16 protein-coding genes are annotated in these 23,627 nt (G+C 52.5%); 7 read left to right on the plus strand and 9 right to left on the minus strand.

Translation table 11 applies throughout. The features are described 5' to 3' along the window. Positions 1-33: 33 nt before the first annotated feature. The 7 genes from AYJ59_RS01995 to AYJ59_RS02025 form a co-directional block, all read right to left on the minus strand. Positions 34-2,607, minus strand: a complete 2,574-nt coding sequence (locus AYJ59_RS01995; RefSeq protein ID WP_051673444.1) for a methyl-accepting chemotaxis protein — start codon at positions 2,605-2,607, stop codon at positions 34-36. 232 nt (positions 2,608-2,839) lie between these two features. Then, on the minus strand, positions 2,840-4,540 hold the full coding sequence (locus AYJ59_RS02000; protein ID WP_127119173.1) for a DEAD/DEAH box helicase: 1,701 nt from the start codon (positions 4,538-4,540) through the stop codon (positions 2,840-2,842). Between the two features lie 328 nt (positions 4,541-4,868). Continuing rightward, positions 4,869-6,983 carry a putative bifunctional diguanylate cyclase/phosphodiesterase gene (locus AYJ59_RS02005; RefSeq protein ID WP_127119174.1) on the minus strand — a complete coding sequence of 705 codons (2,115 nt, stop codon included), beginning with the start codon at positions 6,981-6,983 and terminating at the stop codon, positions 4,869-4,871. A 97-nt stretch (positions 6,984-7,080) separates the two neighbouring features. Beyond that, positions 7,081-8,454, minus strand: coding sequence for a TRAP transporter large permease (locus AYJ59_RS02010; RefSeq protein ID WP_029938981.1), 1,374 nt, complete (start codon positions 8,452-8,454; stop codon positions 7,081-7,083). After that, the gene (locus tag AYJ59_RS02015) at positions 8,454-9,050 is read right to left on the minus strand and encodes a TRAP transporter small permease subunit (protein WP_127119175.1); all 597 of its coding nucleotides are present in this window, start codon (positions 9,048-9,050) and stop codon (positions 8,454-8,456) included. The genes AYJ59_RS02010 and AYJ59_RS02015 overlap by 1 nt, the downstream gene beginning before the upstream one ends. 239 nt (positions 9,051-9,289) lie before the next feature. After that, positions 9,290-9,799 (minus strand): DsrE family protein, encoded by a 510-nt coding sequence (locus tag AYJ59_RS02020; RefSeq protein WP_237260359.1) that lies wholly within the window; start codon positions 9,797-9,799, stop codon positions 9,290-9,292. Positions 9,800-9,985: 186 nt separating this feature from the next. Further along, positions 9,986-10,828 carry a pirin family protein gene (locus AYJ59_RS02025; protein ID WP_127119176.1) on the minus strand — a complete coding sequence of 281 codons (843 nt, stop codon included), beginning with the start codon at positions 10,826-10,828 and terminating at the stop codon, positions 9,986-9,988. A 158-nt stretch (positions 10,829-10,986) separates the two neighbouring features. Here AYJ59_RS02025 and AYJ59_RS02030 point away from each other — a divergent pair, with 158 nt between their 5' ends. The 3 genes from AYJ59_RS02030 (at position 10,987) to AYJ59_RS02040 (ending at position 16,270) form a co-directional block, all read left to right on the plus strand. Further along, the gene (locus tag AYJ59_RS02030; protein ID WP_029938976.1) at positions 10,987-11,892 is read left to right on the plus strand and encodes a LysR family transcriptional regulator; all 906 of its coding nucleotides are present in this window, start codon (positions 10,987-10,989) and stop codon (positions 11,890-11,892) included. Between the two features lie 119 nt (positions 11,893-12,011). Continuing rightward, positions 12,012-13,142 carry an efflux RND transporter periplasmic adaptor subunit gene (locus tag AYJ59_RS02035; RefSeq protein ID WP_127119177.1) on the plus strand — a complete coding sequence of 377 codons (1,131 nt, stop codon included), beginning with the start codon at positions 12,012-12,014 and terminating at the stop codon, positions 13,140-13,142. Further along, positions 13,142-16,270, plus strand: coding sequence for an efflux RND transporter permease subunit (locus AYJ59_RS02040; RefSeq protein WP_127119178.1), 3,129 nt, complete (start codon positions 13,142-13,144; stop codon positions 16,268-16,270). Before AYJ59_RS02035 ends, AYJ59_RS02040 begins: the two co-directional genes overlap by 1 nt. Positions 16,271-16,329: 59 nt before the next feature. On the opposite strand, the gene AYJ59_RS02045 is transcribed toward AYJ59_RS02040, so the two are convergent. Beyond that, positions 16,330-17,454: a methyl-accepting chemotaxis protein gene (locus tag AYJ59_RS02045; RefSeq protein WP_237260360.1), complete on the minus strand. Its 1,125-nt coding sequence runs from the start codon at positions 17,452-17,454 to the stop codon at positions 16,330-16,332. Positions 17,455-17,840: 386 nt separating this feature from the next. Here AYJ59_RS02045 and AYJ59_RS02050 point away from each other — a divergent pair, with 386 nt between their 5' ends. Beyond that, positions 17,841-18,659 (plus strand): DUF2189 domain-containing protein, encoded by an 819-nt coding sequence (locus tag AYJ59_RS02050; protein ID WP_127119180.1) that lies wholly within the window; start codon positions 17,841-17,843, stop codon positions 18,657-18,659. Between the two features lie 73 nt (positions 18,660-18,732). Here the strand turns inward: AYJ59_RS02050 and AYJ59_RS02055 are convergent, their stop codons facing one another. Further along, positions 18,733-19,842, minus strand: a complete 1,110-nt coding sequence (locus AYJ59_RS02055) for an SO_0444 family Cu/Zn efflux transporter (protein ID WP_127119181.1) — start codon at positions 19,840-19,842, stop codon at positions 18,733-18,735. Between the two features lie 228 nt (positions 19,843-20,070). On the opposite strand from AYJ59_RS02055, the gene AYJ59_RS02060 reads away from it, so the two are divergent. The 3 genes from AYJ59_RS02060 to AYJ59_RS02070 all read left to right on the plus strand — a co-directional run bounded on the left by AYJ59_RS02060 (position 20,071) and on the right by AYJ59_RS02070 (position 23,623). After that, positions 20,071-20,457 carry a hypothetical protein gene (locus tag AYJ59_RS02060; RefSeq protein WP_127119182.1) on the plus strand — a complete coding sequence of 129 codons (387 nt, stop codon included), beginning with the start codon at positions 20,071-20,073 and terminating at the stop codon, positions 20,455-20,457. 145 nt (positions 20,458-20,602) lie between these two features. Continuing rightward, positions 20,603-22,444, plus strand: a complete 1,842-nt coding sequence (gene recQ, locus AYJ59_RS02065) for a DNA helicase RecQ (RefSeq protein ID WP_206197892.1) — start codon at positions 20,603-20,605, stop codon at positions 22,442-22,444. Between the two features lie 288 nt (positions 22,445-22,732). Then, positions 22,733-23,623 carry a DUF6662 family protein gene (locus AYJ59_RS02070; RefSeq protein ID WP_127119183.1) on the plus strand — a complete coding sequence of 297 codons (891 nt, stop codon included), beginning with the start codon at positions 22,733-22,735 and terminating at the stop codon, positions 23,621-23,623. Positions 23,624-23,627: the final 4 nt, after the last annotated feature.

The raw sequence follows: 23,627 nt of genomic DNA on the forward strand, positions 1-23,627 counted from the left end.
CCTTTTTTATGGAACGAAGGAAAGAGGAGACTTTTAGAACTCGCCCCATTCGTCGTCTTGTGATGGTGCCGCCGGTTTATTCGGACTGCGAATCGGTTCCGGCTGAGCCGCTTTCGGCTTGTCGGCCGGTTTGGCGTCGGCTTTTTTCGGGGCCGGTAAGGCCGCCTTTGAACCGGACGCTTTCGGCGCGGCAATTTGAGCTGCTCTGCCGGTTTTGAAGAACGACATGTCTCTGGCCAGGATATCCGATTGTTCACTCATGCTTTCTGCGGCGGCGGAGGTTTCTTCCACCAGAGCGGCATTTTGCTGGGTGACTTCGTCAATCTGGCTGATGGCACGGTGCACTTGCTCGATGCCTTCCATCTGTTGAACCGATGCTTGCGCAATCTGCTCAATCATTTTCGCCACTTCATCCACCGACTGGTTGATGGTGGTCAGCATTTCACCGGATTCGGACGCCAGTTTGGTGCCTTGGTCGATGCGGGTGACGCTCTCGTTGATGAGGTTGGTGATGTCTTTGGCGGCGTCGGCGGATTTTTGCGCCAAGGCACGGACTTCTCCGGCCACCACCGCGAACCCGCGGCCGTGTTCACCGGCACGTGCGGCTTCCACTGCGGCGTTCAAGGCCAACAGGTTGGTTTGGAAGGCAATGCCGTCAATCAAGGTCACGATTTCCGAAATCTTGTGGCTGGATTCCTGAATGGCGTTCATGGCCTGAATGGTTTCCTGCATGACCTGCGAGCCTTCGGTCGATTTCTGTTGCACTTGATGCGCGACGTCCGTCGCCTGCTTGGCGTGTTCGGTGTTGTTCTGAACGGCCGAGTTCATTTCTTCCATGGTGGAAGACGTTTCTTCCAGCGCGGCCGCCTGTTCCTGTACGCGCTGACTCAAATCCATGGAGCCTTGCGAGACTTCGGAAGAGGCCGTGCTGACCACGTTGGTGGCGTTGACCGCTTGCGAGACCACTTCGGTCAGTTTGGCCGCGGAGGTGTTGACCGCGTCTTTCAGGGTTTTCAGCTCACCGTGGTAATCGGCGGTGATGTTGTGGGTCAGGTCGCCCTCGGATTGGGAAACCACCACTCGGGTCACGTCCTGGATGGCGTTTTCCAAGGCTTCCATCGAGACGTTGATGCCGTTTTTCAGGCGCAACAAATCCCCTTTGGCTTCGACATTGACTCGGTGTTCGAACTGACCTTGTTGCATGGCGTCCATCACCGAGATGATGCCGCTGATGGTTTGGTTCAAGGCGTCCATGGTCGCGCTGACGTTATTGACCATTCTCAAGAAGTCGCCTTCGACTTGGACGTTCATGGAGACGTCGAAGTTACCGTCGTTCATGGACTGCATCACTTGACCCAGTTCACGCATGGTTTCATCGACCGAGTCGGCGGAATTGTTGATGCCTTCTTTCAAGGTGTTCAGGTCACCGTTCAAGTCCATTTCCACGCGTTGGTTGAACTGGCCTTTCGCGATGGCGGTGACCACTTTATTGGCTTCGTTGATGGCGCCTTGCATATTGGCCAGCAATTGGTTGACCGAGTGCCCCATGGCACCGATTTCATCCTGGCGGCTTTCATTGGCACGAATCGAGAAGTCACCGGTGTCGCTGACTTTGGCCAGGTTTTGTTGAATGCTGTTCAAACCGTTGGCAATGGTGCGCGGAATGAAAATCGCGACCAGTGTCGACAACACGGCGATGATAATGGAAATCACAATCAAGGTGCTGATGATGTTTTCATTCAAGGCTTGTACCATCGGTCCGATGCGTTCCTGCTCTTTACGGATGGAGGATTTAATGTCGTCACTCCAGGCGGCAATTTGTGGCCCGATGACCGCCAGCTGGGTGTCGTAGATTTCATTGCGCGAGGTGATGGTTTGGTTCAATGCTTTGACCCCATTGGTATAGGTTTCGGTCAAAGTGAACAATTGGTTTAATTGATCGACGCGCACTGGGTTTTGAATGCTTTGTTGCAACGCGTGCATGTCTCGGTTCAAGTTCGCGAATTCCGACAGAACGCGGTCCATGTCTTCTTTGAGGTTGGCTTCAATGAATTTCACGGTGTAGATGCGTGCCAGAAGTAAGGTTCTCAAGCCTTCTGCGGCGGTAAACGCAGCTTCCGGGTCACCGTCTTCCCGTGCACTGCGTTGCACGCTGGTGAGAAGCTGTTCCATTTTAGGGCCGTTGGAATTGAGGTTATTAAAGACAATCTCATTACGTTGGGCGACCAGTGCCTGGATTTCCGAAAACCCTTTGTAGTATTGGTTGAGACCGCTTTCAATCTGATCAACCAGCTTGGCCCGGGTCGGGTTTTGCATTTGGGTTTGTGCTTGCTGGATGACCTGTTCGGTCCGGTCGTAATATTCTTGGAAACGTTTGGCCTTGTCATCGGCCGGACGCGCCATGTAATCCAGTACGTTCAAGCGTACCATCAGCATGTTGGCTTGTACATCATTGGCGACGATGGCATCGATGGCCATTTCGCGGTAGTCCTTGAAGCCGTCGGCGGATTTATTGATTTGGACGATACTGAAAATCGACATCCCGATGACCAGAACGGTCAGTAGAATGAAGCTGCCAAGCAGTTTGGCGCGGATGGTTTTGAACATGGCCGTTGTTCCTCTTTTTTTCACATTTCTCCTTAGGTTTACTATGGTTTCAGGGCAACAACAAAGAATCTTTTATGAATCTGCATAGACAAATACTTATGATTAATATTAATGAAAATAATTCAAAATCAACAATTTAGTTAATATGCGTATAAGAGGGAAGCGGGCACCTGAGAGAGCGGTGCCCGTTGTTTGGGAATGAAGGATTGAAAAGCCCTTTTAAAATAAAGGGTTAGTGTTTTTTACGGGGTTTAAGACGACGCTTGGCGCTGTGGGCAACGTCTTTGATGCGTGCAATTTTTAATTGTTGCCCGCACACCCAAGCTTTTTTCAATTCGTTGAAAATATCTTTTGGCATCTGTGATGGCAAGTCCACTAAGCTGTAATCATCTTCGATGTTCAGTTTTTGGATGAATTCACCGTCCAAACCGGCTTCATTGGCGATACAGCCGATGATATTGCCCGGTTTGACGCCGTGTTGACGACCCACTTCAATGCGGAAACGTTCCATGCCTTCGTTTGGTGGCGTCTGGCGGCGTCCACGTGGAGAGCGGTCACTTTTTTCGCGGCGATTGCGATCGCCGCCACGGTCGGAAAACTCGGCTTTCTTAATCGGTTTTTCGTCCAGAAAGAAAGGCACGTCGCCTTGCAACAATTTTGCCAGGCCTGCCGCAATCTCGATGGCCGGAATGTTCTGTTCGCTTTCGATGCTTTCGACCATTTTCTGATAGAAATCCAAATCGTTGGACTGAGCCGCGTCGACGATTTTGTCTTTGAAACGGATGATGCGGGAGTCGTTGATTTCCTGCGCGGTCGGCAGTTCCATTTGCGGGATTTTCTTTTTGGTGGACGCTTCGATGGAGCGCAACAGACGACGTTCACGCGGGGCCACAAACAAAATGGCGGTGCCGCTACGACCGGCACGACCGGTACGGCCGATACGGTGCACGTAGGATTCGTTGTCGTAAGGAATGTCGTAGTTGATGACGTGGCTGATACGCTCGACGTCCAAACCACGCGCCACGACGTCGGTGGCAATCAGGATATCCAGCTTGCCGGATTTCAATTGGTCGACAATGCGCTCCCGCTGGTTCTGGGCGATGTCGCCGTTCAAGGCCGCGGCGGCATAGCCACGGGCTTCCAATTTTTCAGCCAGCTCGACTGTGGCGGTTTTGGTGCGCACGAAGATAATGATGCCGTCGAATTCTTCGGCTTCCAGAATACGGGTTAAAGCATCCAGCTTATGCAGGCCGCTCACCAGCCAGTATTTCTGGTCGATGGTGGACGCCGTCGAGCTTTTTTGCTTGATGATGACTTCGGTCGGGTCTTTTAAGTAAGTGTTGGCAATGCGATGCACTTCTTTCGGCATGGTGGCGGAAAACAGTGCGATTTGACGCGAATCCGGCGTGTGTTTCAAAATCCATTCGACGTCGTCGATAAAGCCCATGCGTAGCATTTCGTCGGCTTCGTCCAACACCATAGCGCTTAATTCATCCAGCTTCAGGGTGCCTTTTTTGATGTGATCCATAACACGGCCCGGCGTGCCCACCACAACGTGTACGCCGCGTTTCAGGGCACGGATCTGTGTGCCGTATTCCGAGCCACCGTAAATCGGCAGAACGTGCAGGCCTTTGATGCCGCGCGAGAAGGTCTGGAAGGCTTCGGCCACCTGGATGGCGAGTTCACGCGTTGGGGCCAGCACCAGCACTTGCGGTGACTTTTGTTTCAAGTCGATATTCGACAGAATCGGCAACGCGAAAGCGGCGGTTTTCCCCGTTCCGGTTTGGGCCATGCCCAGAATGTCGCCGCCTTTCAGCAGTACCGGAATGGCTTGGGCCTGAATCGGGGACGGCGTTTCGTAACCGATTTCGGTCAGGATTTTTAAAATGGGCGCAGAGAGCCCTAGATCGGCAAATTTGATCTCGGTATTCATGAGGTTTCCTTTTTCATGGTGGCGACTTTGTGTTTGTTCTCGGGCAAAGTCGGAATCAATGCCACCCTGTTTGCAATCTCAGTTGCGAATCCCCAGTAGATGAGATGTGGTTGTGTCGGACATCTCAAAATGAATAACGATCAGGCAGGCATATCAAAGTATCGGAATCTGGCGTTTTTGCATTTAAGATTCCTAAGAAGCGGGCATTCTACCTTAATTGGAAATAAATATCTGTTTTTATTTGGGTTGTGTGCGAAAGACGCGGTGAAATCTCAAAAATCACCAGGCCTGGTGACAATTCGGTGAAGTTCGGTCTGGCTGTTTGGTTTTAAGCGGTTCTGTTATTGGCTTGCGGTTTGACGAAGACGTCTTCGAATTCGTCGGCCGGTAGCGGTTTGCCGTAGAGATACCCTTGTTGCAGAATGTCGGGATAGAGGGCGTTCAGGTAGTCGGCCTGGGCTTGGGTTTCGACGCCTTCGGCGACGATCTTGAGTTGTTTGCTGGCGGCCAGTTGAATGATGGAGGTGATAATCGCTTCGTCGTCGACATTGCCGGGTACGTCGGAAATGAAGCTTTTGTCGATTTTCAATTCATGCAATGGCAGTTTCTGCAAGTAACTCAAGGATGAGTAGCCGGTGCCGAAGTCGTCAATCGAGACTTCAAAGCCGAGGCTGACCAAGTGTTGGATTTTCTGGAGGGCGAGTTTGGCGTTTTTGATGAGCACGCCTTCGGTCAATTCCAGCGTGATGTTGTGTGGATTGACCTGAGTGAATTTGATGAGACCGATGATCATCTCGATAAAGCTTTGCTCGTGAAACTGCACCGGGCTGACGTTGATGGCGATGCGGATGTCGCAGTATTTGGCGTTCCAGGCGCGGGCCTGCAAGAAGGCTTTGTGCAACACCCAAAGACCGATTTTGATGATTTGTCGGCCTTCTTCCGCCACCGGAATGAATTTGGCCGGTGAGACGAAACCGAGGGTGGGATGGAACCAGCGCAACAGGGTTTCCGCCGAGACGACGCGTCCTTCGCGGTTCACCTGCGGTTGGAAATACATCTGGAATTCGTCGTCCAGCTCCGAGTGGTTGAGCGCTTCAATCAGTTCCAAGCGACGCTTGGCGCGCTGCATTAAGGTGTCTTCAAACAAATACGCCTGGTTGCCGCCCAGTTTTTTGGCTTCGTACATCGCCATATTGGTGTAGCGGGTTAACTGGTCGCTGTCGTAATGGACTGTATCGTTCAATGCAAAAGGGCAGATGCCGATACTGGCGGAGGTGTGCACCGAGCTGTCTTCCAGTTTGTAGCGGTCGTCGATCAAATCCAGCAGGGTTTCGGAATAACGGGCGATGTCCTGCTTCGACAGGTCTTCGTCCTGCATTTGGCTCGGGTAGAGCACCGAGAAGTTGCCGCCACCCATACGGGCCAGTGTGGCCTGTTCCGGTAACGTCTGTTTGAGTTTGTTGGCCACCTGTTGAAGCAGTTCGTCGCCGGTGTCATGACCGAAAGTGTCGTTGATGGATTTGAAACCGTCGAGGCTGATAAGGTACAGCGCATGGTAGGGCGTTTCCGAATCGGTTTGTTGCAGCAGGCGTTCAATGCGGTCGTGCAGTAAAGTCTGGTTCGGCAAGCCGGTCAGTTTGTCGAAATAGGCCAACTGCTGGATTTCGGTTTGCGCCGCGCGGATGTCAGTAGTGTCTTGCAACAGACCGACGAAATGTTCGATGTTCTGCTCCGCATCGAGAATCATCGACAGGCTGAGCACAGCGAAGAAAACATTTTCTTCGGAGGCGTGTACTTGCACTTCGCCGGTCCAGAAATGTTCTTTCAACAGCGCGGAAATGACTTTCTCGAACGGCACTTTGAACGACACCTGTTGGCGCAACCAGTCGATGTAGGTCATGCGGCTCAGTTCGGCTTGCGTCAATCCGGTGTAGCCGGAGAAGGCCTGGTTCGGATGCTGGATATAGCCTTGCGCATTGGTGACAAATTGACCCGCGTAGCTGGCCTCCATCAGTTTGCGTTGTGCCGTGACTTGGGTGTGTAATGTTTGGTCGGAGACAATCAACAGTATGTGCGGCGTGGTGTGGAGGTCAATCCAATAGGCTTGCAAGCGAACCGGAATCGATACCTTGGATTGCGGGCTTTTCAACCAGACCTGCTGGTGGGGGGATTCGATGTTCTGGTGCAGTTGTTTCAACCAATCTTTCAACTCGAACCGGTGGCCGTGGTGCTTCTGGGTGAAGAGTGCGACGTCTTTAAAGAAGTCTTCGGACGACTCCAGTTGCGGGTAATAATGCAGGAAGGTTTGGTTGAAGAGAATCGGATTGGCGTCGGCGGTGAAGAGAATAACCCCCTGCTCGAAACGATTGATGATTTCGAGTGTCTGCTGGTGAGAAAGTTTTAAGGCTTTTAAATGCCTTTCTTCGAGTTCAGCGGCCTGCATTCGATTCGACTGTCATTCCCATAAATGTGCAACAAATGTGATTGGGTCTCAATATCATTAATCATAGCGTATTTTGACCCAAGCCAAGAATCTTTTTTTAGTCTTGATAAATCATGCTTGGCAACCAAGTGGCCAACTCCGGCCAAACCGCCAGCATCACCAGCACCGAGAGCTGAATCAGAATGTATGGCAACACCCCTTTATAGATGTCGACGGTCGCCACCGACGGCGGGGTGACGCCCCGCAAATAAAAGAGTGCGAACCCGAACGGCGGGGTCAGGAAGGCGGTTTGCAGGTTGATGGCGATCATAATGCCCAGCCAGATCGGGTCGACCCCCATCATGAACAGAATCGGCGCCACCACCGGCACGATGATGTAAGTGATTTCGATGAAATCGAGGAAGAAACCGATAATGAACATTAGCACCATCACCATCAGCACGGCGGTGAAGACGCCGCCCGGCAGGTTGGTGAGGAAGTCGTGCATCAAATCATCGCCGCCCAGTCCTCGGAAAGTCAGTGAGAAGAAGGCTGCGCCGATGAAAATCAGGAAAATCATGCTGGATACCTGCAGGGTGCCACGCATGACTTCTTGCAGGCGTTGCAGGTTCAAACGTTTTTTGGCGGCGGCCAGCAGCATCGCGCCCAAGGCACCGAGAGAAGCGGCTTCGGTCGGGGTGGAAAAGCCGCCGAGAATCGAGCCCAGTACCAACACAATCAGCGCCAGCGGCGGAATCAAACTGGTAATGACGCGTTTGCCCAGGCCTGGTGGAATCGTGGCATTCGCATCGGCCGGTACCGTGTGCGGGCGGAACACCGCCATGGCGAACACATACGCCATGTACAGCACCACCAACAGCATGCCCGGGAAAAGCGCGCCCACAAACAGATCGCCGACCGATAGGGTTTCCGGCGAGAAGATGCCTTGTTCCAGTTGCGCCTGTTGATAAGCCGAGGACAAAACGTCTCCCAACAGAATCAAAATGATGGACGGCGGAATAATCTGCCCCAACGTGCCAGCGGCGCAGATGGTGCCGGTGGCGAGTTTCGGGCAATAACCCTGTTTGAGCATGGTCGGCAAGGCCAGTAAGCCCATGGTGACGACGGTGGCACCGACGATGCCGGTGCTGGCCGCCAAAAGCGCGCCGACCAGGATGACCGACAGCCCCAGTCCGCCGCGGAAACCGCGCATGACTTCGTCCATGGTGCCGAGCAGTTGTTCAGCCAGTTTGGATTTTTCCAGCATAATGCCCATGAACACGAACAACGGCACCGCCGTCAGCGTCGGGTTGGTCATGATGCCGAAAATGCGGTTGGGGATGCTTTGCAAAAAGGCCAGGTCAAACCAGCCGAACTGGACGGCGACCAAAGCGAAAATCAACGAGACGCCGGAAAGCGTCAAGGCCACCGGAAAGCCCATCATCAGGGCGATGAAAATCAGAGCGAATAACAGCAGTGCGAGGAATTCCATTACAGTTTCTCCTCGTGTTCCGGCTCACGGTGCTGAAACCAGTCGATGACCGCTGGTTGCTGGTGTTGGAACAGCTTTAAGTACGCTTCAACGGCATTGGCGAGAATCTGTGACGCCATCAAGGAGGCCATGATTAAAATGAAACTTTTCAGAACGTACAGGAATGGCAGGCCACCGGCTTCGGAGGAACCTTCCAAAATGGCCCAGCTCCCAGTGACGTAATCCCAACTGACCCAGAAAATAAAGACCATGGATGGCAACGCCAATATCAGGCTGCCAATCAAATTCACCCAGGCCTGGCGGGTTTCGCTCATACGGGTGTAGAACACATCCACCCGCACGTGACCGCCTTGCTGCAAGGTGTAAGCCATGCCCATCATGAAAAAGATGGCGTGGTTATAAAGAATGGTTTCTTGCAGGGCGATGGAGCCGCTGTTGAAGCCATAACGGTACAACACCACGAAAGCGGACAGGAGCACCAATGTCAGCGCCAGCCAGGCAAAGGCATGTCCGATGGTTTGTTGCAGTTGGTTTTGTCGTTGAATAAAGCGCACCAGTGTGGCGGGCAGGGAGCTTGAAGCCGGTAAGTCTGTCATGTCGAACTCATGGGTTCTTGGAGAAAATCAAAAAACAACCGGCCCGGTCAGCGTTGAAGAAGGGCGCTAGTTGGTTCCTAGTTGGTTCATTTATAAGCAAATTCGGGCTATTCTACCCCAAAGGCGGTAAAAGGCGCAATTCTCGAATGGAAAAAGCCGGGGAAATGTAAGGGTAGAACGGGAAAGAAAAAAGCAACGGAGGTTTGAATTACGATGCCTCACTCCGTTGCTGGAGGAAACTATTGGATTTTCAAATAGGCAAATCCTTCACTTTGCAGGATGGCGATTTTCGCAACGCCGGACGGCGTCAATTCAATGCCCGAATACACTTTTGACGGGTCGAGGCCGACTTCGCCGCGGGTTTTATCACACAAATGCACCTTGACGTTACGGACGTCCATTAAGGATTGCAGGCGTCCTTTCAGTTCGGCGCGGCGTTCTTTCAGCGGCTTGCCGGCTTCATAAGGCGTGCCTTTCAAATCGTCGTCGGTGGTGAAGCGCAGACCGTAACCGACAAACACCAAATGAATTTCCGGCTCCATCAATTCGGATTCGTAATAGTTGATGATGTTGTTGATGGAGGTCAGGGTAGCGGAATAACGTGTCGGGTCTTTGAAGTCGACATGGTAAACCACCTTGGCACCGTCGTCCGCGGCCTGGGAAACCGGACTGAAGGCCAAAGCGACGCTGGCCGCCGTCACAAACAGGAATTGCATCAAGCGTTGGGGAAGATGGAAAATCGTTTTCATGGCGTGCTCCGTAACCGTTGTTGTCTTCTTTGTTAAAACTGTGTCTTGCCAGCCTAGTGATTTCGGGGACAAAAGTCCAGTCATGTCCGGCCGTGAAAACGGAGTTCTAAAGGCGATAAACCGCCAGGCCTGGCGATTTATCGCCTTGGTTGAGATTGTGAAACCAATGTGGATTTTGTCCCTATTTTAAAAACGGTTGTTGCGAAAGTCGTCGAACGCCTCTTGCAGTTCCGCTTGGGTATTCATCACAAAAGGCCCGCCGCGGGCAATCGGTTCTTCCAACGGTTGGGCGGAAATCAGCAAAAACCGCGCGGGTTTGTCGTTTGCACGCAGTTGCACCCGGTCGCCGTTCGACAGCACGGCCAATTGACCCTGGCTGACCGCCGCCTCTTTGTCGCCGATATAGACCCGGCCTTCGATCAGGTAAATGAAGCTGTGACTGCCGCTTTCCAGTGCCTGAACAAATTCCGTGTCCGCCGTGAGACTGACATCCAGATAGGTCGGCGTGACGTAATCGTTTTTGACCGGCCCGACGGTACCGCGTTCGGTGGTGCCGGTGACGACGCGGATTTCCGTGCCGTTTTCCCAGGTTTCCACCGGTACGTCTTCGGGGCTGAAATCCTGATAGCCCGGTTCGGTCATTTTGGCGTGGGACGGCAAGTTGACCCAGAGTTGGAAGCCTTGCAACAGTCCGTTTTCCTGTTCCGGCATTTCCGAGTGGATGACGCCGCGTCCGGCGGTCATCCATTGAATGCCGCCCGGCTCAACCACGCCTTCGTTGCCCTGGTTGTCGCGGTGGCGCATCCGTCCGTGCAATAAATAGGTCACGGTTTCGAACCCGCGGTGCGGGTGCGGTGGAAAACCGGCAATGTAATCGTCCGGGTTGTCCGATTCGAACGCATCCAGCATGAGAAACGGGTCGAGGTCTTTCAGTTGCGGGTTGCCGATCAAACGCGTCAGGCGGACGCCTGCGCCGTCCGAAGCGGGCATGCCTCGGGTGATTAAGGTAACTTCTTTGGTCTGTGACATAAGCTTCTCCAAAATATGTGTGTGACGCTTTCCGTGCGGCACGGAACCATTGGGCATAGATTACCGCTTGATTTCGTTTGGAAAAACCGCCAGAATGCAAAAACAGTGTTCTGATAATGCGAACAATTTCGAAAAATCCCCTTAAGGAATTGATGAAAATGGGACAATTGGAAGATATTCAGGTGTTCATCCGGGTGGTGGAATCCGGCGGTATCGGTAAAGCGGCGGACCAGCTTAATCTGGCGAAGTCGGCCGTAAGCCGTCGCCTGGCGGACCTGGAAGCGCGTCTGGAAACCAAGTTGATTCATCGCACCACGCGTAAATCCAGTCTGACGGACGCCGGTCAATTGTATTATCAGCGTGCTTTGAATGTCATGGACGCGGTGACGGAAATGAACCAGGTGACGCGGGAACAGAAAAATAACCTGGAAGGCAGTCTGCGATTGGCCTTGCCGTTGTCTTTCGGTTTGGAGCATTTGTCGCCGTTATTGGATGAGTTCGCCAGTCAACACCCGAAGCTGACGATGCAGATCGATTTTTCCGACCGTGAAGTGGATTTGGTGGAAGAGGGGTTCGATGTGGCTTTTCGCATCACCGACCTGAAGGATTCGACCAGCCAAGCGCGCAAAATCACCCCGATTCGGTTTGTGCTCTGCGCCAGCCCCGATTATCTCCAACAGCACGGTACCCCGGAAACCGTCCAAGACCTGAAGCAGCATCAAGTGTTGCGCTACGGTTCGAAAACCGCCATGAGCTGGTTATTGGTCGACCCGGACGGACAGGAACATCACCTGAATCTGGACGCAAAGATGTTTTCCAATAACGGCCACTTTCTGCTGAACATGGCCAAATCCGGCCACGGCATTGTGTTGCAACCGACCTTCATTGCCTGGAAAGCTTTGGCGAAAGGTGAACTGGTGCCGATTATGACCGACTATGAAATTCCGCCGGTCGCGGCCTATGCGGTCTATCCGCAAAATCGTTTCCTGTCGCAAAAAGCACGGGTGCTGATTGATTTTCTGGTGGCGCGTTTTGGTAACAACGCTTATTGGGATCAGCTGTAACGATCCTCGAATCCTTGAAAAAGCATTGTAATTGCATTTTATTTTCATAATCATTCGCTCCTTCCCGGCATAATATAATCTGAATTTTATAACCGCAGTTTTTGATAAAGGCGAAATACATGCGTCGAACAGCTCTGTTATTCCTGGCCACCTGTCTGTCCGCTTCGGCGGTGTGGGCGAGTGACGCCCCCGTGCAAAAAGCGAAAAAGCCACCGGTTCCGGTCATCGCCTATGAAGTCAAGCCCATTGCCATCCCGGTGCATTTACAGGTGTTGGGGCGACTGGAGTCGATAGAGTCGGTTGATATTGCCGCGAATGTCACCGAACGGGTCAAAGCCCTGCATTTCAAGGACGGCGAGTTTGTCCGCAAAAGTCAGTTGCTGGTGGAGCTGAATGCCGAAGAGGAATTCGCGCTGTTGGAAGAAGCCAAAGAGGCGGCGGAAGAAGCCAAGCGCCAGTATGACCGGGTGAAAGAAATCGAAGGGCGCGGCACCGTGACCCGCTCCTTGATTGACGAGCGTTACCGCCAGTGGAAAACCGCCGAAGCCAAACGGAAAGTGATTCAGGCGCAGATTGCCGACCGCCGTATTTATGCGCCGTTTGCCGGGCAGGTCGGGTTGCGCAATATCAGTGTCGGTGCCTTGGTGCAACCGGGCACGAAAATCGTGTCGTTGGATGACACGCGCCAGATGCGTCTGGATTTGCTGCTGCCGAGCCGTTATCTGCGAGACTTGAAACTGGGGCAAACCGTGGAAATCGAATCGACGTCCTACCCGGGACGACGTTTCAGTGGACAGCTGGAGGTGATTGCGCCGCGGGTGGACGAAACCATTCGAATGGTCAAGGCGAGAGCCATGGTCGATAACCCTAAGGGCGAACTGAAAAGCCAGATGATGGTGCAGGCGTTTATTGAACTGCCGACGCAAGAACAACTGATGGTGCCGAACACGGCGATTTTGATGTTGGGCGATCGTCAGTTCGTCTATCGCATGGTGCCGGGCCAAAAACCGGATGTCTATCAGTTGGAGCGGGTGGAAATCGAAACCGGTGAGCGCCGTAATCGCATGACCCAAGTGGTCAGTGGTCTGGAAACCGGCGACTGGGTGGTGAGCCAAGGGTTGATGGGCATTTCCTTGAACCGGCCAGTGAGCATTAAGGCGATGCAGCAAGGACAACCGCAACCGGAGTTATTGAAAAAGTCCTCGTCCCAGTCGGCTGTGGATGTCTCGACGCCAGCGGGTGACCGCTAATGTGGTTGTCGGACACGTCTATTAAACGGCCTGTACTGGCCACAGTGGTCTCGTTGCTGCTGTTAGCGGTCGGGATGATGTCGTTTGATCGCATGAGCTTGCGGGAATATCCGAATGTCGATCCGCCGGTGGTGACCATCGACACCACCTATCTCGGGGCGTCCGCCCAAGTGGTGGAAAGTCGTATCACCAAACGCATCGAAGACCGTATCGCCGGGATTTCCGGTATCGAATACATGTCGTCCGAATCGACCGATGGCCGTTCCAAAATCACCGTGGAATTCAGCATTAATCGCGACATCGATGCCGCCGCCAACGACATTCGCGACCGGGTGTCCCGCATTGCCGATGACCTGCCGGTGCAAGCCGATCCGCCGGAAGTGGAGAAGGTGGATGGGGATGAAAGCCCGATCATGTGGTTCAACCTTGCCAGCGACAGTATGACCATCCCCGAACTGACCGACTTTGCCGAACGTTACATTGTGGACCGCTTTTCGGTGCTGGACGGCGTGGCACGGGTACGTATCGGCGGCGGGCAGTCTTTTGCGTTAAGGATTTGGTTGGATCCGAAAAAGATGGCCGAATACGGCGTGACCGCGTCGGAAATCGAGGCACAGATTCGCGCCTCGAATGTGGAATTGCCGGTCGGCTCAGTGCAGGGACAACACATTATGCTGACCTTGCTGGCCGATAAACCGTTGCAAACCGTCGAGCATTTCAAAGACCTGATCATTAAACAGAGTTCGCAAATCGGACAGATTACCTTACAGGATGTGGCCAACGTCTATATGGGCGCCATTGAGCGGCGTCGTTTCTTCAAAGGTAATGGCATGCCGATGGTCGGTATCGGCATTATCAAACAATCGAACGCCAATACCTTGAGTGTGGCGCAGTTGGCGCGGGAACGCAAAACGCTGGTGAACGAATCCTTGCCGGAAGGCTTGGAGTTGAAAGACAGTTACGATGCGTCGGTGTTTGTTCAGGAGGCGGTGAACGAGGTGTATAAAACCTTATTCATCTCACTTGGACTGGTGGTCTTGGTGATGTTGGTCTTCCTGAAAAACGTGCGTGCGGCACTGGTGCCCGCCGTGACTTTGCCGGTGTCGTTGATTGCGACCTTCTGGGTGCTGTGGATGTTGGGCTTTTCCGTTAACCTGTTGACCTTGTTGGCGTTGGTGCTGGCGATCGGTTTGGTGGTGGACGACGCCATCGTGGTGCTGGAAAACACCCAGCGGCATTTGGATATGGGTTATCGACCGATTGCCGCCGCTTATTTAGGAACGCGGCAGGTCGGGTTTGCGGTCATTGCCACCACCATCGTGCTGGTGGCGGTGTTTTTGCCGATCGGGTTTTTGGAAGGCAATATCGGCCGACTCTTTTCCGAGTTCGCCATCACTTTGGCGGTGGCGGTGCTGTTTTCCAGCTGGGTGGCGCTGACGCTGTCGCCGGCCTTGGCGTCCAATATCCTCAAGTCGACCAAAACCGCAAAAACCACCAGGCCTGGTGCGGCCCGTGCCCGTTGGTCGAATCACCATTTCTTCAAGAAATTTCTGATTAAGAACCTGCGTCATCCGATATGGGTGTGGGTGGCCTTTTTCACTGTGTTGGCGTCCCTGATTTATTATGCCCAGAAGGTACCGCAAGAATATGTGCCGAAAGAGGATCGTGGGGTCTTTTTCGTGATGGTGAAAGGGCCGGAAGGGGCTACCTTCGATTACATGCAAAGTTACATGACGGAAATCGAAAGCCGATTGATGCCGTTGGTGGAAAACGGCGAAGCCAAGCGTTTGATTGTGCGCGCACCGCGTTCTTTCAGCAACAGTGAAGTGTTCAATTCCGGTTTTGTGATCGTAGTGTTGGAGGACTGGGCCAAGCGACGGAACGGTTTTGACATCATGCAGGCGGTGCGCAAGGATTTGTCGGATTTGTCCGGCGTCAAAGCGATTCCGGTGATGCGTTCCAGTATCGGCGGTCGCATCCAGAAGCCGATTCAGTTCGTCATCGGTGGCTCCAGTTATGAGGAACTGGAAAAATGGAAAGGCTTGATGGACGAAGCCATCGAGCAAACCAATCCGGGCTTGACCGGTTTGGATTGGGACTATCAGCCGACCAAACCGCAATTGCGCTTGAAAGTGGATTACGCCAAAGCCCGCGCGCTGGGAATTTCGCATGAAGAAATTTCCGAAGCCTTGCAGATTTTGTTGGGTTCGAAAAAAGCCACCACCTTTGAATATAACGGCGAAGAATACGACATTCTGTTGAAAGCCGACCCGAAATGGTTCCAATCCCCGCAGGACCTGAATCAGATTTACCTGAGTTCGGACGACGGTTCGCAAATGATTCCGTTGTCAAACCTCGTATCGTTGACGGAAGACGCCACGGCCTCGAGTTTGAACCGTTATAACCGGGTGCGCTCGATTACCCTCTCGGCCAATTTGGTGGACGGCTATTCATTGGGCGATGGCTTGGCGTATTTGAACGATCTGGTTCGGGAGACCTTGCCGGCGCATGCCACCATCGAATACAAAGGCCAGTCGCGTGATTTCCAGAAGTCGTCCAGCTCGTTGTATTTCGTGTTTATTTTCGGTTTGGTGGTGGTCTTTCTGGTGCTGGCGGCGCAGTTCGAGAGTTTTGTTCAACCGTTTGTCATCATGCTGACGGTGCCGCTGGCGTTTGCCGGAGGGATTTTCGCTTTGCTGTTCTATGGCATGAGTTTGAATATCTACAGCCAAATCGCCTTGGTATTGCTGCTGGGGCTGGCGACCAAAAACGGTATCCTGATTGTGGAATTTGCCAATCAGCTGCGGGATAGGGGGATGTCGTTCTATGCGGCAATTGTTTCCGCCACCCAATTGCGTCTGCGGCCGATTTTGATGACGGCGTTCACCACCTGTGCCGGAACCGTTCCGTTGATTTTATCGGAAGGCGCCGGGTCGGAAACCCGTCAGATTCTGGGGTATGTTCTGTTGTGGGGGGTGGCATTTTCAACGCTGTTAAGCCTATTCGTGGTGCCGGTGGCCTATGGCTTGATTGCCCGCCGTACCGGCTCGCCGCTGGCGAAAACCCATGAACTGGACGCCGCCTTGGCGGAACGCGCCGAGCCAAACGGTCAATCAGAGAAGGCCTGATAGAATCAACTGGAGCGGCGAACACGGCTCGTTTTCGAACGCCGCGTTTGCCGAATGCGTTAACGAGTTTTGAATTGACCGATCAGCTCGGATAACTGGGTGGCAAAAAGATCCACTTCTTTGCTGGCCTGGTCGGTTTTGGCCGCGCCTTGTGCCACCGTGCCGGCGGTTTCGCGAATCTGGTTGACGCTGTCGTTGACCACATCGGTTTGATTGCGCTGGGTTTCCGCTGAATTTGCAATCTGGATATTCATGTCGGTGATGGTTTTCACCGCGGAGGCAATGTATTCCAAAGAGTGTCCGGCTTCATGGGCTTTGGTAACACTGTTATTGGCTTGCTCACGGCCTTGGTTCATGATGTCCACCGCTTGTTGTGCGGCGTTTTGCAAGTTGGCGATCATGGTTTCGATTTTTTTAGCGGACTCCTGCGTTTTGCTGGCGAGGGTCCGTACTTCGTCCGCCACCACGGCAAATCCGCGTCCGTTCTCACCGGCCCGGGCCGCTTCAATGGCGGCATTCAAGGCCAATAGGTTGGTCTGTTCGGCAATGTCTTTAATGACGTCCAGTACGGTGGCAATGTTTTCACTGTCTTCTTTCAGGTTTTGGATGGCGTGGGCCGTCTGTTCGACTTCATTGGCCAGCGATTGAATCGCTGCGACCGTATCCAACACCACTTTGGAACCGTCCTGAGTGGCACTGTTGGCTTTTTCGGCCGCTTCCGAAGCGGCAAAGCTGTTGTTGGTCATTTCGGTGACGGTGCTGGTCATGTTGTCAATGGCGGAGACTACCATTTCGGTGCCTTGTTGCTGTTGGTTGACGCTGTTTTGAGTTTCGTGGGTGACGTGCACCATCTGTTCGGCCGATTGGTTCAGCTTGGTGGACACTTCGGCAATGCGGCTGATCATGCTGCGCAGGTTGCCGGACATGAGGTTAAAACTATTGGCCATATCCCCGATAAAGTCGTGGCTGACCAGACTGCATTTGTGCGACACGTCGTTATTACTGATGGCATTCGCCACTTCCCCGATACGCTTCAAACGTTTCAGCAGCATGATGTTTAGGAGCCAGTAGTTGAACAGACCGATACTGATGCCCGCCAAAATGCAGGATAAGACGAACCAGCCTAGCATGCCCGGTTTCCATTCAACGAACAAATGGGCAAAAACCGGGAAGGAAATCCCCATAAAAACGCCAAAAGCGATAAAGGCTGTAAACATCCGCCGTAGGATGCTGGGTTTTTTAGTGTTCCACAAAAACATAATTGATTATCCGTGTCGTAATTGATCCTGAAAAGGGTTAAGCAAATTCGTTGCCAAAACCATGTGCTATTAATATTAGTGGTTGATTATATTACGATTTGTCTATTGATTAAGTGAAAACACTAACAAATATTCATTTGAAAATCGATTTAATAACCTTAAACTGGAGTCAAGTATTTGAATGTGCTCGGTACATTCGAGTTCTTCAGCGCGCTTGGCGCGTTTTGAGTCAAAGGGCCGTTTTGCTCGGCTTGACGTCGACAGCCTAGGCAATGGGTGCCCAAATCATGTCTAAGGACAAGGAGGGAGTTATGCCACATGTAATAACCACGCATACTTATCGTCATGATGAGTGTATGCCGTCCGGTGAAACCCTTATTTCCAAAGACGTTCATTTTGATCAAATTGGTGATTGGTTACAAAAAGGGTGGGCTGACATGGCTCATGCGCCGTTGGGGTCTTTATTTTACGGCCTGGTCAGTGCTTTAACAATTATGTTGACAATGGCCGCCTTTAGAGGAACTCCCCCTCTAATGCTGATTGCCGGAGCAACATTTATTTTCATTATGCCGTTTTTGGCTATGGGGTTGTACTATCTGGCCTATCGCTTAGAGAAAGGGTTGTCTCCAAACTTAATTCAGTCCATTTTTGCGTGGCGTTCCAATGCTTCCAATATTGCTTTATTTGCTTTGACACTAGGGGGCATTTTAAGTTTTTGGTTAATGATGGCGATTGTTATCGCCGGTGGTGTTCGTTCAGAACAATTGCTCATTGTTAATACCAATCAAGGAATGCTTGGATTTTTAACCTCTGAAGCCGGAGTTATGTTTTTAGCCGCTTTTTTCCTATTGGGAGCGGCAGTCTTAGCCGTCGTGTTTATGGTCAGTGTTGTTACGATGCCCCTTATGTTGCGAGATGAGCGTGTCGCGGTGGTGCCAGCCATGATTATGAGCTATAGAGTGACCATGCAAAATAAAGGCGTTATGGCGGCTTGGGCCTTAACGCTCGGGATTCTGGCAACATTGGGTATTGTGACCATGGGCATCGGAATGGTGGTCATCATGCCTTTACTCGGTTACGCCAGTTGGCACGCTTTTAACGACCTAGTCGAAATTTCAGAGGAAGCATGACCAGGCCTGGTCATATTTGGAAATATGCCTAAAAAACAGCCCTTCTTCGGAAGGGCTTTTTTGTTTCAGTGTTTTATTCGTGTTCAGGGGTCTGTTTGGCCGTACGCCATTTACGACGGTAGATATTCAGTGCCGCCAACACCAAAATGGTCAAACACGCCACTTGTAGCCAGAACGGCACAGTGTCGTGGTGAGCCTGCATGGTCGCGGTGAGATTCCAGTCCCAGTAATTCAGGAACGCATCGAATAACAGGCCGGCGGCCAAGGCTGAAAAAACCGTGCCGGACAGGTAAAGCCACATGGTGCGGTGGCCGAGCAGTTTGGCGATGATGCCCAGTGTGCCAATATTGGTGGCCGGGCCGGACAGCAGGAACACCAGTGCTACGCCGGGGGAGATGCCGGCCAGAATCAGCCCCACCGCTATTGGGGTGGATGCGGTGGCGCAAACGTACATGGGGATGCCGATGAGCAGCATGATGATCATGGCCAGTAGCCCGGAACCCCATTGGGTGAGAAAATCCGGCGGCAGATAGGTCTGCACCGCAGCGGCAAATACCAGCCCGAGTGTCAGCCAACCGATGATGTCGGCCAGCATGTCGTTAAAGGCATAACGCAGTCCTTGCGTCGCGGATGTCAGCCAGCCGGAGGACGAAGGTTGAGGTGTTGAACCACAGCAGCTCGAGGTTGCGGGTTTCTCGTTACGGCCGTTACTGCAACAGCTGGATGTGGCTTCGCATTGGTCAGAAACCGGAGAGGTCGCGGCCGAACTCTCGGCGCGGGATGAACGATCGAACAACAAGACCAGTAAGCCCGTGAAGAAAGCGGAACCGAGCGCGCTGATGGCCCGCGTGACGGCCATGACCGGTCCCATCAGAGCATAGGTGACGCTGATGGAATCCACGCCGGTTTCCGGCGTGGAAATCAAAAAGGAAACGGTAGCCGGTTTGGAGGCACCGGCTTGCCGTAATCCGACGGCGGCCGGCACGACGCCGCAGGAACATAAGGGTAGTGGGGCGCCCAGTAGGGTCGCTTTGGTCACGCTGCCCAATGAATCACGTTTTAAATGTTTGTTGAGGAAGTCGGTTGGCAGCAGGACTTTCATCAGTCCGCCGAGAATCAACCCGAGCACCAGCCAGGGAGCGGACTCCAGAGCCAGAGACAGGAAATGGTCAAACAGGGTCATCAGGCCTCCTTGGGTAAGTGACCGGGTCGTTGGTCAGAGTGTTTTCGGTATCGGTACATCCTAGCAATTTCTATCGGGATGTGCCATTCAATGAACGACCGTTTGGTTTAATTATGATTGTAAATAAAAATACGTTTTGTTTGTATTTTAAAGCTGAGGCTTGGTATAGTAAAACTCGAGTGGGCTTAAATTTAGGCACTCATGTGAGCTCATTAAATGGGGAGTGGTATGTTCGTTGAGTGGATGGATGTGCTTCCTTTTCTGGTGTTGGCGATCGCGGCTTACGGGCTAGCGTTCGCTTTCTACAAACTGGTTCAGGATAAACGCGAATATCTGGTGCTGTACTTTCTATATGCATTCGTTTTGTTGACGTTTGTGTATTTTCTGTTCAGCGCGAAAATGCAGGCCGCGTCCAGCCAGCTGGTCATGATGGTCTTGCTGGTGGTTTTGGTGTCGGCGATTTTTGCGAAATTTTCCGTTTATGTGCACTCGCGTTGGCAACGGATGCTCAGGCCCTGGGTTTGGGAAGTCGTGTATCTGGTGGTGTATTTCGTGGCGATTTACGGAGTGTTGTTCTCGGTTTTGAAAGATAAATGGCTGTGGGTCTACGTCTAAGCCGGCCCGACGTTGAACGGATGCGGCCTTATCGGTCAAGATTGCGCATCGATACCCAGTAAATATCACCAACTCTTTTCTTATCGCGGCGGGTTTTTTGTAAAATACGCGCCATGATTCTCGTTCTATTATCCAATCTCGTTTTATGAATGCCCCTTCGGTGATGGCGCCCGAGCGTGCAAATACGCCATTGGGCGTGTTGCAAAGCGTTTTCGGTTATGAAGCGTTTCGTTCGCACCAGGCCGATATCATCGAGGATGTCATGGCCGGTCAAGATTGCTTTGTGCTGATGCCAACGGGGGGCGGAAAATCCTTATGTTATCAAGTGCCCGCTATCTTGCGATCCGGGACGGCCATCGTCGTGTCGCCGTTGATTGCCTTGATGCAAGACCAGGTCAGCGCCTTGAAAGCCAATGGTGTCAAGGCCGCCTATTACAATTCCACGCTCGATGTCCAGACCGCTGACCAGGTATTGATGCAACTGCACACCGGCCAGCTCGATTTGCTGTATGTTTCGCCGGAGAGGCTGTTCAACAACACGTTTTTGCAACAGCTTCAGCAGCTCCCCATCGCCTTGTTCGCCATCGACGAAGCGCACTGCGTGTCGCAATGGGGGCATGATTTCCGGCCCGAATATCGGCAAATCGGCCAGCTCAGAACGTTTTTCCCGCAGGTCCCCTTCATTGCGCTGACGGCGACGGCCGACGAGGCCACCCGTCAGGACATTTTGCAGCGGTTGCATTTACAGCAGCCGAAAGTTCACATCAGCAGTTTCGACCGTCCGAATATCCGCTATACCGTGCTGGAAAAGCGTCAGCCGATGAAGCAGTTGTTACGGTTTTTAGAGGCGCGCGGCGAGGTGCAGGAAAGCGGTATTGTCTACTGCCTGAGCCGTAAGCGGGTCGAAGAGGTGGCGTCGCAATTGCAGGCCAACGGTTACAACGCGCAGGCGTATCATGCCGGCTTGCCGGGCGAGGTTCGCCACAGCGTGCACCAGCGTTTCATACGGGATGAGGTGGACATCGTGGTGGCGACGGTGGCGTTCGGCATGGGCATCGATAAGCCCAATGTCCGTTTTGTGGTGCATTACGATTTGCCGAAAAATATCGAAGGTTATTATCAGGAAACCGGGCGTGCCGGTCGGGATGGTCTGGCCTCCGAAGCCTTGTTGCTTTATGGCGCGCAGGATGTGGTCACGGCACGGCATTTTGTGGAAAATCAGCCGGATGAGCATCAGCGTCGGGTGGAAGGTTTCAAGTTGAGCAGCATGGTGGATTTTGCCGAGTCGCAGACTTGTCGCCGTCGTGTATTGTTGAATTATTTCAGCGAAGTCACCGACAGCGATTGCGGGAATTGCGACATTTGTTTGAACCCGCCCGAATTTTTCGATGCTACTGTTTCGGCGCAAAAAGCGCTTTCCTGTGTTTATCGGTTGAACCAGGGATATGGTTTACGCCATGTGGTGGAAGTGTTGCGCGGTCAGGACAATGAACGAATCCGGCAATTGAACCATCAAGCGCTGAGTACTTACGGCATTGGCCGGGAGCATTCGGCGGCGGAATGGGACAGTATTTTGCGGCAATTGATTCATTTGGGCTACTTGCTGCAGGACATTCAACAATATTCGGTCTTGCGGCTCACCGAAAAAGCCGGGGAGGTGCTGAAAGGGCAGGTGCGCTTGCAGTTGGCCAAACCCCGTAATCCAATCGGAAAAACCACCAGGCCTGGTGGAAAACAGCAAAAAGCGGATTTGTCCCGTGTGGAGCTGGAACGTTTCGAAACTTTGCGACGCTTGCGAAAAGAGATTGCCGACAGTGAAGAACGCCCGGCATATCAGGTGTTCGGCGATGCGGCGCTCATCGAGATGGCGCAGCGGATGCCGCAAACAGATGCCGAGTTGTTGCAAGTCAGTGGCGTGGGTGAAAGTAAGTTGGCGCGTTATGGCTTCGAATTTCTGGCGGAACTCCGTCGATTGCAACAAGCGTGACGGTGCTGGATTCAAAATGTGCACGAAATGTGCAATCCAGTTTGGTCGGGTTTTACAATTTCGTTTGGCGATTTGCCTAGTCTAATAATTTGTTTTAAATCAACTAGTTCGTTTAGTTCTGTTCGCTCGGTCGTGTTGCGAATAACGTTTCTTTATTCTTTTATATAAAAACAATTCTCAATATTTTTTGCATTTTTATTGAAATAAGTAAGGTTTTTTATTTAAAATGCCAATCAATCTCAATTAGATTTGATTTTGTATTTTATTTTTATTGGAGAAACGACTTAAATGAAATTGCAACGACTCTTCGCAACCGGCTTGTTAACGGCGGCCGTCGCTTTGGGCAATGTCGCTCAAGCGGATGAAAACCTGTTGGGTTACACCACCGGCGCGGAAACCTTGCCGGAAGGCGCTAAGGAAGCTTATCTGTGGATCACCCAGCATGGTGGTAAGCGCCGTGGAACTTATAACATGCAAGCGGTGCGCGCGGAGTTGGAATATGGTTTGACGAACCGGACGTCGATTGCCGGTTACATCAACGGTTATCGTCATGACTACGATTGCGGTGCTGGATGTGCCGGTCCGACCGGCGATGAAGAAATCAGCGGCAGCAAAAACGATTTTCAGTTGAGTGGGGTATCGGCCGAAATCAAGCACATGGTGTTGTCGCCTTATGCCGATGATTTGGGTCTCTCGCTTTACGGTGAGTTGACATACGACACGGTGGACTCCATTACCGGTGAAAAAGGTGAAGGTTGGGCGTTGGAAACCAAATTGATTCTGCAAAAGCCGTATATGGACGGGCAATTGCAGTGGGTGACCAATATCGAGTTGGAAATGGAAACCTGGAAGACCGACGGTGAGAAAGGCACGGAAATGGCCGTGGCACCGAGACTGCGTACCGGTGTGGCTTATCGTTTCGCGCCGAACTGGTATGTCGGTGCCGAAGGCTGGGTGGATCAGGAGATGTTGGATCCGGCCGACGGGACTTGGGAGTTCGATCATTGGGATGTGTTTGCCGGCCCGAGTATTCACTATGGTGCCAAAGCTTGGTGGGCCACTCTGACGTATGCGCAACAGATTGTGGGCACGGATGAAAGTGACGATAACCGCAATGGCTTGCACTTGGCGGACCATGAGAAATACGAGTTGCGTCTGAAGCTGGGTTATAACTTTTAAGGAG

It is taken from the genome of Thiomicrospira sp. S5, assembly GCF_003991075.1.
GTDB lineage: Bacteria > Pseudomonadota > Gammaproteobacteria > Thiomicrospirales > Thiomicrospiraceae > Hydrogenovibrio > Hydrogenovibrio thermophilus.

Coding starts and splice junctions, on each gene's coding strand:
- AYJ59_RS01995 (WP_051673444.1), bottom strand. CDS start 2,607: ATGTTCAAAACCATCCGCGCCAAACTGCTTGGCAGCTTCATTCTACTG.
- AYJ59_RS02000 (WP_127119173.1), bottom strand. CDS start 4,540: ATGAATACCGAGATCAAATTTGCCGATCTAGGGCTCTCTGCGCCCATT.
- AYJ59_RS02005 (WP_127119174.1), bottom strand. CDS start 6,983: ATGCAGGCCGCTGAACTCGAAGAAAGGCATTTAAAAGCCTTAAAACTT.
- AYJ59_RS02010 (WP_029938981.1), bottom strand. CDS start 8,454: ATGGAATTCCTCGCACTGCTGTTATTCGCTCTGATTTTCATCGCCCTG.
- AYJ59_RS02015 (WP_127119175.1), bottom strand. CDS start 9,050: ATGACAGACTTACCGGCTTCAAGCTCCCTGCCCGCCACACTGGTGCGC.
- AYJ59_RS02020 (WP_237260359.1), bottom strand. CDS start 9,799: ATGAAAACGATTTTCCATCTTCCCCAACGCTTGATGCAATTCCTGTTT.
- AYJ59_RS02025 (WP_127119176.1), bottom strand. CDS start 10,828: ATGTCACAGACCAAAGAAGTTACCTTAATCACCCGAGGCATGCCCGCT.
- AYJ59_RS02030 (WP_029938976.1), top strand. CDS start 10,987: ATGGGACAATTGGAAGATATTCAGGTGTTCATCCGGGTGGTGGAATCC.
- AYJ59_RS02035 (WP_127119177.1), top strand. CDS start 12,012: ATGCGTCGAACAGCTCTGTTATTCCTGGCCACCTGTCTGTCCGCTTCG.
- AYJ59_RS02040 (WP_127119178.1), top strand. CDS start 13,142: ATGTGGTTGTCGGACACGTCTATTAAACGGCCTGTACTGGCCACAGTG.
- AYJ59_RS02045 (WP_237260360.1), bottom strand. CDS start 17,454: ATGGGGATTTCCTTCCCGGTTTTTGCCCATTTGTTCGTTGAATGGAAA.
- AYJ59_RS02050 (WP_127119180.1), top strand. CDS start 17,841: ATGCCACATGTAATAACCACGCATACTTATCGTCATGATGAGTGTATG.
- AYJ59_RS02055 (WP_127119181.1), bottom strand. CDS start 19,842: ATGACCCTGTTTGACCATTTCCTGTCTCTGGCTCTGGAGTCCGCTCCC.
- AYJ59_RS02060 (WP_127119182.1), top strand. CDS start 20,071: ATGTTCGTTGAGTGGATGGATGTGCTTCCTTTTCTGGTGTTGGCGATC.
- recQ (WP_206197892.1), top strand. CDS start 20,603: ATGAATGCCCCTTCGGTGATGGCGCCCGAGCGTGCAAATACGCCATTG.
- AYJ59_RS02070 (WP_127119183.1), top strand. CDS start 22,733: ATGAAATTGCAACGACTCTTCGCAACCGGCTTGTTAACGGCGGCCGTC.